Origin of the sequence: Rhodovulum sulfidophilum DSM 1374, from assembly GCF_001633165.1 — a bacterium.
GTDB lineage: Bacteria > Pseudomonadota > Alphaproteobacteria > Rhodobacterales > Rhodobacteraceae > Rhodovulum > Rhodovulum sulfidophilum.
The window spans coordinates 91,786-104,036 of sequence record NZ_CP015418.1; the positions used below are offsets into that span (position 1 = coordinate 91,786).

Consider the following 12,251-nt stretch of genomic DNA (forward strand, 5'->3'; position numbering starts at 1 on the left):
GGCGCCTCCGATGAGATTTGCACGACACGCCCTGCATCGCGGCCCGCTCCGGTCGCGATTGCCGCAGCCGTGCCAAGACGCTAGGCTCGGGCATGGACGGATCTCTGGAACATGGTCTGGAACGGGCGGTCGCGGCCAGGCGCGACGAGGTGGCGGCGCTGACCCGCGATCTGATCCGCATTCCCACGCTGAACCCGCCCGGGCGCAACTATCTGGAAATATGCGAATTCCTTGGCGCCAGGCTGGCGGCGAAGGGCTTCGACATCAGCTATGTGCGGGCCCGCGGCGCGCCCGCCGACAGCGACGCCCATCCACGCTGGAACATGATCGCGCGGCATGAGGGCGGCCCGGGCGGGGACTGCGTCCATTTCAACGGCCATCATGACGTGGTCGAGGTCGGCCATGGCTGGAGCGTCGATCCCTTCGGCGGCGAGATCCGCGACGGCCGGGTCTGGGGCCGCGGCGCCTGCGACATGAAGGGCGGGATCGCCGCGGCGGTACTGGCGGCCGAGACCTTCGTCGAGACCTGCCCCGGCTTTCGCGGCGCGGTCGAGATCAGCGCCACCGCCGACGAGGAATCGGGCGGTTTCGGCGGCGTCGCCTGGCTGGCCGAGCGCGGCTGGTTCGCGCCCGAGCGTGTCCAGCATGTCATCATCCCCGAACCGCTGAACAAGAACCGGATTTGTCTTGGCCATCGCGGCGTCTGGTGGGCCGAGATCGAGACCAAGGGCCGGATCGCCCATGGCTCGATGCCGTTCCTTGGCGATTGCGCGGTCCGCCACATGGGCGCGGTGCTGGCCGAGATGGAGGCCACGCTGTTTCCGCTGCTGGCGGGGCGGCACACCGCGATGCCGGTGGTGCCCGCGGGCGCCCGCGCCGCGACGCTCAACATCAACGCGGTCCATGGCGGCGAGCCCGAGCAGGAGGAGGGTTATGACGGCCTGCCCGCGCCCTGCGTGCCCGACCGCTGCCGCATCACCATCGACCGCCGGGTGCTGATCGAGGAGGATCCCGAGGAGGTCAAGCGCGAGATCCGCGCGCTGATGGAGCGGGTCCGGGCCCGCCGCCCGGGCTTCGACTACGAGATCCGAGAGCTGTTCGAGGTCCGGCCCAGCATGACCGCGCGCGACGCGCCGGTGGTGCGTTCGGTCGAGCGCGCGATCGGCCGGGTGCTGGGCGCCGCCCCCGATTTCGTGGTCTCGCCCGGCACCTATGACCAGAAGCATATCGACCGGATCGGGCGGCTCAGGAACTGCATCGCCTATGGGCCCGGCATTCTCGATCTGGCGCATCAGCCCGATGAATGGGTCGGCATCGACGACATGGTCGAGGCCGCGCAGGTGATGGCGCTGACGCTGTCCGATCTCCTGGGCGGCTGAGCCCGCCTCAGCCCGCCGCCACCGGGATATTGTCGATCAGCCGCACCCCGCCGAGATGCGCCGCCACCAGCAGCCGGGCAGGCACGACAGCGGCGTCGAGCGGCGCCAGGTCGGCGGCCGCGCGCAGCTCGAGATATTCGACCTCGGCAAAGCCCGCGTCCAGGATCGCGGCCCGGGCCCCGGCAAGGGCCTCGCCCGCCCCCGCCCCGGCCTCAAGCGCCTTCCCGGCTCCCGCAAGCGCGCGGTAGAGCGCGGGCGCCACGGCGCGCACATCCCCGGGCAGAAGCGCGTTCCGCGAGGACAGTGCCAGCCCGTCGGGTTCGCGCACCGTGGGGCAGCCGACGATCTCGACGGGAATGTCGAGATCGCGCACCAGCCGCCGCACCACCATCAGCTGCTGATAGTCCTTCTCGCCGAAAAAGGCGCAATCGGCGCCGGTCTGCAGCAAAAGCTTGGTGACGACCGTCGCCACCCCGTCGAAATGACCCGGCCGGTGGGCACCGCACAGCCCCTCGCTGACGCCCGTGACCGAGATCGAGGTCGCGAAACCCGGCGGATAGATCTGATCGGGCGCGGGCACGTAGATCGCATCGACCCCGAGCGGCGCCAGCTTCTCGGCATCGCGCGCCTCGGTACGCGGATAGCGCGCCAGATCGCCCGGATCGTTGAATTGCCTCGGATTGACGAAGATCGTCACGATCACCCGATCGGCGGCGGCCTTCGCAGCCGCGGCAAGGCTCAGATGCCCGGCGTGAAGCGCCCCCATGGTCGGCACCACGGCCACGCGGGCGCCCCCGGCCCGCCACGCCGCCCGAAGCGCACGCAGCTCGGCCAGGCTCCGCAGGATCGGCGCGCTCATGCGCCACCTCCGAGCTCATCGGCAAAGACATGCTCCGGCCCCGGGAAACGCCGCGACCGGACCTCCTCGGCATAGGCCTCGACCGCCGCGCGCGCGGCATCGCCCAGCTCGGCATAGCGCTTGACGAATTTCGGCCGGAAGCCGGTGAAGACGCCCAGCATGTCATCGACCACCAGGATCTGCCCGTCGCAGCCCACCGAGGCGCCGATGCCGATGGTCGGGATCGGAACCGCCGCGGTGATGCGGTCGGCCAGCGCCGCGGGCACCTTTTCCAGCACCACCGCGAAGGCGCCGGCCTCGGCCACCGCTTGCGCCTCGGCCAGCACCCTTGCGCCATCCGCGCCCCGGCCCTGCACCTTGTAGCCGCCGAAGCCCATCACCCCCTGCGGCGTCAGTCCGACATGGCCCATCACCGGAATGCCGCGCGCGGTCAGGAACCGGATCGTCTCGGCCATCGCCGCCCCGCCTTCCAGCTTGACCGCGCCGCAGCCGGTCTCGGCCATCAGCCGCGCGGCATTGCGAAACGCCTGTTGGGGGCTTTCCTCGTAGCTCCCGAAAGGCATGTCGACGACCATCAGGGCATGCGCGAGCCCGCGCGCCACGGCCCGGCCATGCATCAGCATCATCTCCATCGTGACGCCCAGCGTCGATGGCAGCCCATGCAGCACCATGCCCACACTGTCGCCCATCAGAACGACATCGCAGGCGGCATCGACCGCCTCGGCCATCGGCGTCGTATAGGCGGTCAGGCAGACCAGCGGCGTGCCGCCCTTCCTCGCCCGAACCGCGGCCACCGTCATCTGGCGGCTTTCGGCGCTTGCACTCATCCTGTCCTCCCTGGCCCTGCCCCTGGCGGGCCTTATAGCGTGCCGCGGCGCAGAATCCAGTCCGGCGGCGCCGCGCGGGCCTTGCCTTGCCCCCCCGCACGACCTCAGATGGGACCGGAACGGAAAGGAGACCGCAGGATGCGCCCCATTTGGACGACCGCCCTGAACCTCGCCCTCGCGCTGCCCTTCGCGCTGGCCCTTACCATTGCCCCGACCGCTGGGCCGGCGCAGGCCGCGCCGCCGGATACGATCACCATCGGCATGGTGCTCGAGCCGCCCAATCTCGACCCCACCTCGGGTGCTGCCGCAGCCATCGACGAGGTGGTCTATGCCAATCTCTTCGAGGGGCTGACCCGCTTTGCCCCCGACGGCACCGTGGTTCCGGGCCTCGCCGCCAGCTGGGAGGCGAACGAGGCCGCTACCGTCTACACCTTCCACCTGCGCGAGGGCGTGCGCTTCCATGACGGCACCGCGATGGAGGCCGACGACGTGGTCTTCACCCTCGATCACGCGCGCGGACCCGACAGCACCAACGCCCAAAAGGCGCTGTTCGAGGGCATCGAAAGCGTCACCGCACCCGACCCGCTGACGGTCACGGTGACGCTTGCCCGGCCCGACGGCGCCTTTCCCTTCAAGATGGCCTGGGGCGATGCGGTGATCGTCGCCCCCGAAACCGCCGGAACCGAGGCCTCCGCCCCGGTCGGCACCGGCCCGTTCCGGTTCGAGCGCTGGGTCCATGGCGACCGGGTCGAACTGCTGCGCAACCCCGATTACTGGGGCCCGGCCCCGGCCCTGGCCCGCGCCACCTTCAAGTTCATCCCCGATCCGAACGCGGCCTTCGCGGCGATGATGGCGGGCGATGTCGACGCATTCCCCAATTTTCCAGCCCCCGAGACGCTGCCGCAATTCGAGGCCGATCCGCGGTTCCGGGTGATCGTCGGCACGACCGAGGGCGAAACCATCCTCGCGCTCAACAACCGCCGCCCGCCGCTCGACAATATCCGGGTGCGCGAGGCCATTGCCCATGCCGTCAACCGGCAGGACATTATCGACGGCGCGATGTTCGGCTATGGCACGCCCATCGGAACCCATTTCGCGCCGCATCATCCCGATTATGTCGACCTGACCGACCTGTCGCGACACGACCCGAAAAAGGCCCGCGCGCTTCTGGCCGAGGCGGGGCAGACAGACCTCACCCTGCGCCTGGCGCTGCCCCCGCCCAGCTATGCCCGCCGCGGCGGCGAGATCGTGGCCTCCGAGCTTCGCGCGGTCGGGATCGAGACCGAGATCGTCAATCTGGAATGGGCGCAATGGCTCGACCAGGTCTTCCGGCGCCATGATTTCGAACTGACGATCGTCAGCCATACCGAGCCGATGGATATCGGCATCTATGCCCGGCCCGACTATTATTTTGGCTATGACCGGCCGGACTTCCCGGCGCTGATGGACCGGCTCGCAGGCGCCACCGATCCGGCCGAGCGCTCGGAAATCCTGAAGGCGGCGCAACGGATGATCGCCGAGGATTACGTCAACGTCTATCTCTTCCAACTCGCCAAGACCGGCGTCGCCAATGCGAAGCTCGAGGGGCTATGGGAGAACGCACCGACCCAGGCCAACGACCTGACCGCCGTGCATTGGACCGACTGATCAAAACGAGCGCCTGCGGCGCAAGCCTTTTGGCCTGCCCCTGACGGGGCAGGCGGTCTTTCGGGTATTTGATCCAAGAAGAAACCGCAGATGTCTTCTTCTTGGTCCAAATACCCATGACGCAACCTCAGCGACCGCGCGGTGAGCCCGCCCCTCAGTCGATCACGTTGAAGCCGGGCCCGTAGGGATAACCGGTGATGTTTTCCGCCCCGTCCCCGGTGACGATCAGGATGTCATGTTCGCGGTAGCCACCGGCGCCTGGGCGGCCCTCGGGAATGGTCAGCATCGGCTCCATCGAGATCACCATCCCCGGTTCGAGCACGGTCTCGATATCCTCGCGCAGCTCCAGACCGGCCTCGCGGCCATAGTAATGCGACAGGATCCCGAAACTGTGACCATAGCCGAAGCTGCGATATTGCAGCAGGTCGCTCTCGGCGAGGAAATCATTGATGCGATGGGTGATCTCGGCACAGGAGGCACCCGGTTTCAGCAGCGACATGCCGTATTCATGGGCCGCCAGATTGGCCTCCCACAGTGCGAGCTTAGCCGGGTCGGGCTCGCCCAGAACCATGGTCCGCTCGAGCGCGGTATAATAGCCCGAAATCATCGGGAAGGCGTTCAGCGACAGCAGGTCTCCGCGCTGAAGAACGCGACCGGTCAGAGGAGTATGGGCGCCGTCGGTATTCGGCCCCGACTGGAACCAGACCCAGGTGTCGCGATATTCGGCCTCGGGGAAACGCCGCGCGATCTCCAGTTCCATCGCATCGCGCCCCGCCATCGCCACGTCGATCTCGCGCGTGCCCGCCCGCACCGCCGCGCGGATGGCATGGCCGCCCAGATCGGCCACCGCCGCCCCGGCCCGGATCAGGTCGAGCTCGGCCGGGCTCTTGCGCATCCGCTGCTCCATGGTCGCAGGCGCCAGGTCGACCATGGCCGCGGGCGCGAGGAAGCTCTCAAGCTCCTCCCGCCGGGCCAGCGTCAGGTGGTCGGCCTCGATCCCGAGCCGACGGCCCTGCCCCGCGACATGGGCCACCGCGCGCCAGAAATTGTCGCGGGCCCAGTCGGTATAGGTCAGCGCTTCGCCATGGCAGCGCCGCCAGGGCTGGCCCGCATCGATGCCCGCGCCGATCAGGACCGAGCCCGAGGCGGTCACCACCAGCGCATAGGGCCGGCCGAAGCTGCAATAGAGAAAGCCCGAATAATAGGCCACGTTCTGCATCGAGGTCAGGACCGCGACCTCGGCGCCGGTGGCGTCCATCGCGCTGCGAAGCCCCATCAGGCGGGTGTCGTATTCCTCGGACGAGAATGGCAGCGGCGCCTTCTTTTCCCCGGGAAAACGGTAGAAGGCGGGGCGGGGATCGGATCGGGTCATGAAAGCTCCCTCGGCAAGTGTCCCGGCACGCGGCCGGGGCATCGGATCTTCCCGGCGTACAGGAGAACAGGCGGCAAGCGCCGGGCATCGGGGCGAAACGCCCCCCGCGCACGACGCCATCGGCGCGACGCCCGATTGCGAGGATACAGCCGCCGCAGGGTCTGGCAAGGGGGCCGACGCGACAGCGATTGCACTGGCGCGGCCCCCGCCCCTTGGCCTAGTTTCGGCGCCATGCTGCGGTATGCCCTGACCCGCCTCCTGTCGCTGTCGCTGAGCCTGGTCGCCGCCAGTCTCGCGATCTTTGCGGCCATCGAGGTGATCCCGGGCGACCCGGCCGCCTACATGCTGGGGCTGAACGCGGCGCCCGAGACGGTGGCGGCGCTGCGCGACGAGCTGGGGCTGTCGGGCACGCTCTGGACGCGTTATCTCGACTGGATATCGGGGCTTGCGACCGGCGACATGGGGCTGTCCTATACCTATCGCGTGCCGGTCGCCGATCTGGTGACCGAGCGGCTCGCCGTGTCGTTGCCGCTCGCGGCCTATGCGCTGGCGCTGTCGACCGCCATCGCGCTGCCGGTCGGGCTCTGGGCCGCGGCGCGGCGCGGGCGGGCGGCCGATCTGGGGATCATGGCGGCGACGCAGCTGGGCATCGCGGTGCCGAATTTCTGGTTCGCGATGCTGCTGGTGCTGGTCTTCGCGGTCAAGCTGCGCTGGGTCTCGGCGGGGGGCTTTCCGGGCTGGGAGGCGGGGCTGGGCACCGGCATCAGGGCGCTGACCCTTCCGGCCGTGGCGCTGGCCCTGCCGCAGGCCGCGATCCTCGCCCGGGTGATGCGCTCGGCGCTGATCGAGACATTGGGGCAGGACTATATCCGCAGCGCCCGGGCCAAGGGGCTGAGCCGGGCCCAGGCGCTGCGACGCCATGCCTTCCGCAACGCGCTGATCCCGGTCCTGACCATCCTCGGGCTGCAATTCTCCTTTCTGCTGGCGGGGGCCATCATCATCGAGAACGTGTTCTTCCTGCCCGGGCTCGGGCGGCTGATCTTCCAGGCCATCACCCAGCGCGACCTGATCGTGGTCGAAAGCGTGGTGATGCTGCTGGTCTTCGCGGTGATCCTTGTCACCTTCCTCGTCGACCTGGCCTATGCCGCGGTCGATCCGCGGCTGAGGCGCCGATGAGCGCAAGACCGAACCTGATCGCGGGCGGCGTGCTCAGCGGCACCGTGCTGGCACTGGCGGCGCTGTCGCTGGTCTGGGTGCCGCATGACGTCGCCGCGCTGAACATCGCCGAGCGGCTGCGCCCGCCCGGCGGCCCCCATCTGCTGGGAACCGACCATCTGGGCCGGGACATGCTGTCGATGCTGATGGTGGGCGCGCGGTCCTCGATCGCGGTGGCACTGGTCGCGGTCGGCATCGGCATGGGCGCGGGTGTGCCGCTTGGGCTGATGGCGGCGGCAGCCCGCGGCAGCTGGCTCGACGAGCTGGTCATGCGCATGAACGACCTGATCTTCGCCTTCCCGGCACTGGTGATCGCGATCCTGATCACCGCCATTCTCGGCCCCTCGGCGCTGAACGCGATCCTGGCCATCGGCATCTTCAACATCCCGGTCTTCGCCCGGGTCACGCGCGGCGCCGCGCTCAGCCTCTGGACGCTCGACTATATCCGCGCGGCCGAGCTGGCCGGCAAGGGCCGGGTCCGGATCAGCGCCGAGCATGTCCTGCCCAATATCGTCAACCTGCTGATCGTGCAGGCCACGATCCAGTTCAGCCTCGGCATCCTCGCCGAGGCGGGGCTGTCCTATGTCGGGCTCGGGGCGCAGCCGCCGACGCCCAGCTGGGGCCGGATGCTGGCCGAGGCGCAGACCATGATCTACAGTGCGCCCCGGCTCGCGATCCTGCCGGGGCTGGCCATCGTGCTGACCGTTCTGGGGCTGAACCTGCTGGGCGACGGGCTGCGCGACGCGCTCGACCCGCGGCTGAGGAGAACGACCCGGTGATCGAGATCGAGCGGCTCAGCGTCAGCATCGGGGGGATGCCGGTGCTCCGGCAGGTCTCGCTCGGGATCGGCCGGGGAGAAATCGTGGGGCTCGCGGGCGAAAGCGGCTCGGGCAAGTCGATGACCGCGCTCGCGCTGATGCGGCTTCTGCCCGAGGGCGCGCGGGCCGAGGGCCGGATCCGGCTTGACGGGCGCGACCTGATGGATCTGTCCGAACAGCAGATGTGCCGGCGGCGCGGCCGCGATCTGGCGATGATCTTCCAGGAGCCGATGACCGCGCTGAACCCGGTGCAGAGGATCGGCGATCAGGTCGCCGAGACGCTGATCGTGCATGGCGAGGCGACCCGGGCCGAGGCCCGGCGCGCTGCCGCGCGGCTCCTGCACCGGGTCGGGCTGCCGCCCGAGCGGTTTCCACCCGGCCGTTTCCCGCATGAGTTGTCGGGCGGCCAGCGCCAGCGGGTCTGCATCGCCATGGCCATCGCGCTGCGCCCGCAGCTGCTGATCGCGGACGAGCCGACCACCGCGCTCGATGTCACCACCCAGGCGCGGATCCTCGATCTGCTGAAGGCGCTGGTGGCCGAGACCGGCATGGGGCTTCTGCTGATCACCCACGATCTGGCGGTGATCTCGGGGCTGGCCCACCGGCTGGCGGTGATGCGCGCGGGCGAGATCGTCGAGGAGGGCCCCGCCGCGACCGTGCTGACCGCCCGCCGCCACCCCTATACAAGCGCGCTCGTCGCCGCCTCGGCGCACAGCCCTGCGACCGTCCCGCCGCCACCCGGCCCGCCGCTGCTGGAGGTCCGGGACGCGGTGCGAACCTATCCCGGCCCGCGTCGCGGCCTGATCGGCCGGACCCCGCCGCAGCGCGCGGTCGACCGCGTCAGCTTCGCGATCGCGCGCGGCGAAAGCCTCGGGCTCGTGGGCGAATCGGGATGCGGCAAATCGACCCTGGCGCGCGCCGTCTTGGGGCTCGAACCGCTTCAGGACGGCGAGATCCGGCTTGACGGTACCGCGATCCGGGCCGGATCGCCGGTGCCCGGGCAGGTCCGGCGCAGGATGAACGCGGTCTTCCAGGACCCTTATGGCAGCTTCAATCCGCGCCACAGCGTCGCCCGGCTGATCGCCGAGCCGTTCCATCTGACCGGTCGCCCGGCCGATGCCGCGGCCCGGATCGACGAGGCGCTGCTGGCCGTGGGGCTGGATCCGACAGACCGCACGCGCTTCATCCATGAATTTTCGGGCGGCCAGCGGCAACGGATCGCCATTGCCCGGGCCCTGATCGCCCGACCCGACCTGATCGTGCTTGACGAGGCGGTCTCGGCGCTTGACGTTCGGGTCAGGGCACAGATCCTCGACCTTCTGGCGGATCTCAGGGCGCGTTTCGGCCTGTCCTATCTTTTCATAAGTCACGACCTCTCGGTGGTCAGGTCGATCACCGAACGGGTCCTTGTGATGAAGGCCGGCAGGATCGTAGAGGAGGGGGCGACAGAAAAGGTGCTGCACGACCCGGCACATGCCTATACCAAGGCGTTGTTGGCCGCCGCGCCGAAGCTGAAGGAACCGGATTAGACACATATGCGCGAGCTTTGGTTCGAAACCGACCGCTGCTTCATCGGCGGGGTCTGGCAACCCCCTGCCAGCCGGGATTTTCTCGCCGTCGAGAACCCCTCGACAGGGGCGCCGATCGGCTCGATCGCGCGCGGCAAGGTGGCCGATATCGACGCTGCGGTCACCGCCGCAGACGAGGCCCGCCAGGGCCCCTGGGGCCGGATGACCGCGACCGAGCGCGGGCGGGTGCTGACCCGGATCGGCCAGTTCGTGCGCGGCCGGGCCGAGACGCTGGCGCGGATCGAGGCGACCGATGTCGGCAAGCCGCTGACCCAGGCGCGCAGCGATGCGATGACGCTGGCGCGCTATCTCGAATTCTACGGCGGCGCCGCCGACAAGGTGACGGGCGAGACGATCCCCTACATGGAGGGCTATACCGTCTACACCCTGCGCGAGCCGCATGGGGTGACCGGCCATATCGTTCCCTGGAGCCACCCGATGCAGATCATCGGGCGCTCGGTCGGGGCGGCGCTGGCGATGGGCAATGCCTGCGTGCTCAAGCCCGCCGAAGAGGCCTGCCTGACCGCGCTGGCCTTTGCCAAGCTGGCCGAGGAGGCGGGCCTGCCCGACGGCGCGCTGAACGTGGTGCCCGGGCTCGGCGACGAGGCGGGCGCGGCGCTCGCCTCGCATCCCGGGGTCGATCATATCTCGTTCACGGGCTCGCTCTCGGTCGGGCGCAAGGTACAGGCCGAGGCCGCGCGCCATGTCGCCCCGGTGACGCTCGAACTCGGCGGCAAGTCGCCCCAGATCGTCTTTGCCGATGCCGATCTCGAGGCGGCGCTGCCGTTTCTGGTCAATGGCGGTCTGCAGAATGCGGGCCAGACCTGTTCGGCCTCGTCGCGCATCCTGGTCGAGCGGCGGCTCTATGACGAGCTGGTCGAGCGCATGGCCGGCGCCTATCGCGGGCTCTGGGTCGGGCCCGCGCTCGAGGATCTCAATCTCGGGCCGCTGATCTCGTCCCGGCGGAAGGAGATCGTGCTGGATTACCTGAAGAAGGGTCAGGATCTCGAGACCGCGGCCGAGGGCCGGATCATCGGCAATGCCCCGGCGGGCGGCTATTACGTGGCGCCGCGGCTGCTGACCCGGGTGCCGCAGACGCACCGGCTGGCGCAGGAAGAGATCTTCGGCCCGGTGCAAGTGGTGATCCCGTTCGGCGACGAGGACGAGGCCGTGGCCATTGCCAACGGCACCGGCTACGGGCTGGTTGCCGCGGTCTGGACCCGCGACGGCGCGCGGCAGATGCGGATGGCCCGGAACCTGCGCGCGGGACAGGTCTATCTCAACAATTACGGTGCGGGCGGCGGGGTCGAACTGCCCTTCGGCGGCATCGGCCTGTCGGGGCACGGCCGCGAGAAGGGATTTCAGGCTTTGTACGGTTTTTCGGTGCTGAAGACGGTGGCCGCGCGCCATGGCTGAGACTGTTTCGGTGACAGAGCTGACCCCCGCCGACCTGTCGGAAACGCCGCTTCTGCGCGACCACATGGCCCCGCCGGAGGCCCGCGATGCGCGCTACGAGGCCAATTATGACCGCACCACCTTGTGGTACGACGCGTTCTGGCGCGAGGATCGCGGCGAGGTAATGGTGATCGCGCCCCTGCTTCTCAATCTGGCCCGGCCGCTGTCGCAGGCCCGGATCCTGCTGGACGGCCGCCCCGTCAGGTTGCGCCGCCGCCGGTTCCAGCGCCACGAGATCTGGCGCTTGCCCGCACCCGCGCGCCCCGAGCGTCTGCGCGTCGAGGGCCAGGGCTGGGCGGTTGAAGCGGCGGTCGGACGCACACGGCCCGAGCGCTTTGCCGGACGCAACGTGCTGTTGACGATTTCGCGCAACAATGACCTGCAATGGGTCCGCGATTATGCGCTGTTCCACCGCAAGACGCAGGGGGCCGAGGCCATCCTGTTCATCGATAACGGATCGGACGCCTATGCCCCCGGCGATATCGCGCGCGTCATCGGGGAGACCGGGCTTGCCGCCCATGTGATCTCGGCGCCCGTACCCTATGGCCCCGTGATCCGGGGCATCTCGAACCCGCACCGGGGCAAGTTCTTCCGCTCGGCCATGATGAACCTTGCCCGGCTGCGGTATCTGTATGGCGCGCGCGCCGTTCTGAATTCCGATATCGACGAGCTGATCTGGTCGGAGGGCCGCAGCGTCTTCGACATGGCCGCGGCCCATCCCATTGGTTTCGCGCCCTTTCGCGGACGCTGGCGGGTACCGGGTCCGGACGCGGAGCCGCCGCTGCGGCATGCCGACCATTTCGTCCTGCCCGAACAGAACGTCTCCTGCCCGATCAAATACGCGGTCGCGCCCGGACGGCTTGCGGGCCGGTTCAACTGGGATGTGCACCGGCTCGAGCGGCTGCCGTTCAAGCACCGCTTCCTGCGGCAGGATGCCGGTTACTGGCACTGCGCGGCGGTTTCGACCGGATGGAAATCCGGCGTGCGGCTGACGATGCCGGGCAGCGACGACTTCGATGCGCCGCTGAAGGCGCTGCTAGAGGACGTGCTGGGCGGCGGACGGGCACCGTCCTGACGCCGGGCTTCCTTCGGGCCGCGTGTCATGGGTATT

At 69.3% G+C, this 12,251-nt stretch carries 10 protein-coding genes; 7 read left to right on the top strand and 3 right to left on the bottom strand.

Going from position 1 to position 12,251, the window contains the following annotated elements:
• Positions 1-92: 92 nt before the first annotated feature.
• On the top strand, positions 93-1,379 hold the full coding sequence (locus tag A6W98_RS00380; protein WP_042456411.1) for an acetylornithine deacetylase/succinyl-diaminopimelate desuccinylase family protein: 1,287 nt from the start codon (positions 93-95) through the stop codon (positions 1,377-1,379).
• Positions 1,380-1,386: 7 nt separating this feature from the next.
• On the opposite strand, the gene panC is transcribed toward A6W98_RS00380, so the two are convergent.
• On the bottom strand, positions 1,387-2,238 hold the full coding sequence (panC, locus tag A6W98_RS00385; RefSeq protein WP_042456414.1) for a pantoate--beta-alanine ligase: 852 nt from the start codon (positions 2,236-2,238) through the stop codon (positions 1,387-1,389).
• Complete coding sequence (gene panB / locus A6W98_RS00390) at positions 2,235-3,065, bottom strand: 3-methyl-2-oxobutanoate hydroxymethyltransferase (protein WP_042456417.1); 831 nt, start codon at positions 3,063-3,065, stop codon at positions 2,235-2,237. Before panB ends, panC begins: the two co-directional genes overlap by 4 nt.
• Before the next feature lie 138 nt (positions 3,066-3,203).
• Here panB and A6W98_RS00395 point away from each other — a divergent pair, with 138 nt between their 5' ends.
• On the top strand, positions 3,204-4,712 hold the full coding sequence (locus A6W98_RS00395; RefSeq protein WP_052677876.1) for an ABC transporter substrate-binding protein: 1,509 nt from the start codon (positions 3,204-3,206) through the stop codon (positions 4,710-4,712).
• A 154-nt stretch (positions 4,713-4,866) separates the two neighbouring features.
• Here A6W98_RS00395 and A6W98_RS00400 read toward each other — a convergent pair whose 3' ends face one another.
• Positions 4,867-6,084: an aminopeptidase P family protein gene (locus A6W98_RS00400; protein ID WP_042456421.1), complete on the bottom strand. Its 1,218-nt coding sequence runs from the start codon at positions 6,082-6,084 to the stop codon at positions 4,867-4,869.
• Positions 6,085-6,315: 231 nt separating this feature from the next.
• On the opposite strand from A6W98_RS00400, the gene A6W98_RS00405 reads away from it, so the two are divergent.
• The 5 genes from A6W98_RS00405 to A6W98_RS00425 are packed head-to-tail and all read left to right on the top strand — an operon-like array spanning position 6,316 to position 12,215.
• The gene (locus tag A6W98_RS00405; RefSeq protein WP_042456424.1) at positions 6,316-7,260 is read left to right on the top strand and encodes an ABC transporter permease; all 945 of its coding nucleotides are present in this window, start codon (positions 6,316-6,318) and stop codon (positions 7,258-7,260) included.
• Positions 7,257-8,078, top strand: coding sequence for an ABC transporter permease (locus tag A6W98_RS00410; RefSeq protein WP_042456427.1), 822 nt, complete (start codon positions 7,257-7,259; stop codon positions 8,076-8,078). Before A6W98_RS00405 ends, A6W98_RS00410 begins: the two co-directional genes overlap by 4 nt.
• A gap of 35 nt (positions 8,079-8,113) precedes the next feature.
• Entirely contained in the window at positions 8,114-9,646 is a 1,533-nt protein-coding gene (locus A6W98_RS00415) for an ABC transporter ATP-binding protein (protein ID WP_042464338.1), read from the top strand.
• Positions 9,647-9,652: 6 nt separating this feature from the next.
• The gene (locus A6W98_RS00420) at positions 9,653-11,101 is read left to right on the top strand and encodes an aldehyde dehydrogenase family protein (protein WP_042456430.1); all 1,449 of its coding nucleotides are present in this window, start codon (positions 9,653-9,655) and stop codon (positions 11,099-11,101) included.
• Positions 11,094-12,215, top strand: coding sequence for a hypothetical protein (locus tag A6W98_RS00425; protein ID WP_042456434.1), 1,122 nt, complete (start codon positions 11,094-11,096; stop codon positions 12,213-12,215). Before A6W98_RS00420 ends, A6W98_RS00425 begins: the two co-directional genes overlap by 8 nt.
• Positions 12,216-12,251 lie beyond the last annotated feature (36 nt).

Bases quoted from the DNA above. Each gene is read 5' to 3' on its own strand.
- A6W98_RS00380 (WP_042456411.1), top strand. From the start codon at position 93: ATGGACGGATCTCTGGAACATGGTCTGGAACGGGCGGTCGCGGCCAGG.
- panC (WP_042456414.1), bottom strand. From the start codon at position 2,238: ATGAGCGCGCCGATCCTGCGGAGCCTGGCCGAGCTGCGTGCGCTTCGG.
- panB (WP_042456417.1), bottom strand. From the start codon at position 3,065: ATGAGTGCAAGCGCCGAAAGCCGCCAGATGACGGTGGCCGCGGTTCGG.
- A6W98_RS00395 (WP_052677876.1), top strand. From the start codon at position 3,204: ATGCGCCCCATTTGGACGACCGCCCTGAACCTCGCCCTCGCGCTGCCC.
- A6W98_RS00400 (WP_042456421.1), bottom strand. From the start codon at position 6,084: ATGACCCGATCCGATCCCCGCCCCGCCTTCTACCGTTTTCCCGGGGAA.
- A6W98_RS00405 (WP_042456424.1), top strand. From the start codon at position 6,316: ATGCTGCGGTATGCCCTGACCCGCCTCCTGTCGCTGTCGCTGAGCCTG.
- A6W98_RS00410 (WP_042456427.1), top strand. From the start codon at position 7,257: ATGAGCGCAAGACCGAACCTGATCGCGGGCGGCGTGCTCAGCGGCACC.
- A6W98_RS00415 (WP_042464338.1), top strand. From the start codon at position 8,114: ATGCCGGTGCTCCGGCAGGTCTCGCTCGGGATCGGCCGGGGAGAAATC.
- A6W98_RS00420 (WP_042456430.1), top strand. From the start codon at position 9,653: ATGCGCGAGCTTTGGTTCGAAACCGACCGCTGCTTCATCGGCGGGGTC.
- A6W98_RS00425 (WP_042456434.1), top strand. From the start codon at position 11,094: ATGGCTGAGACTGTTTCGGTGACAGAGCTGACCCCCGCCGACCTGTCG.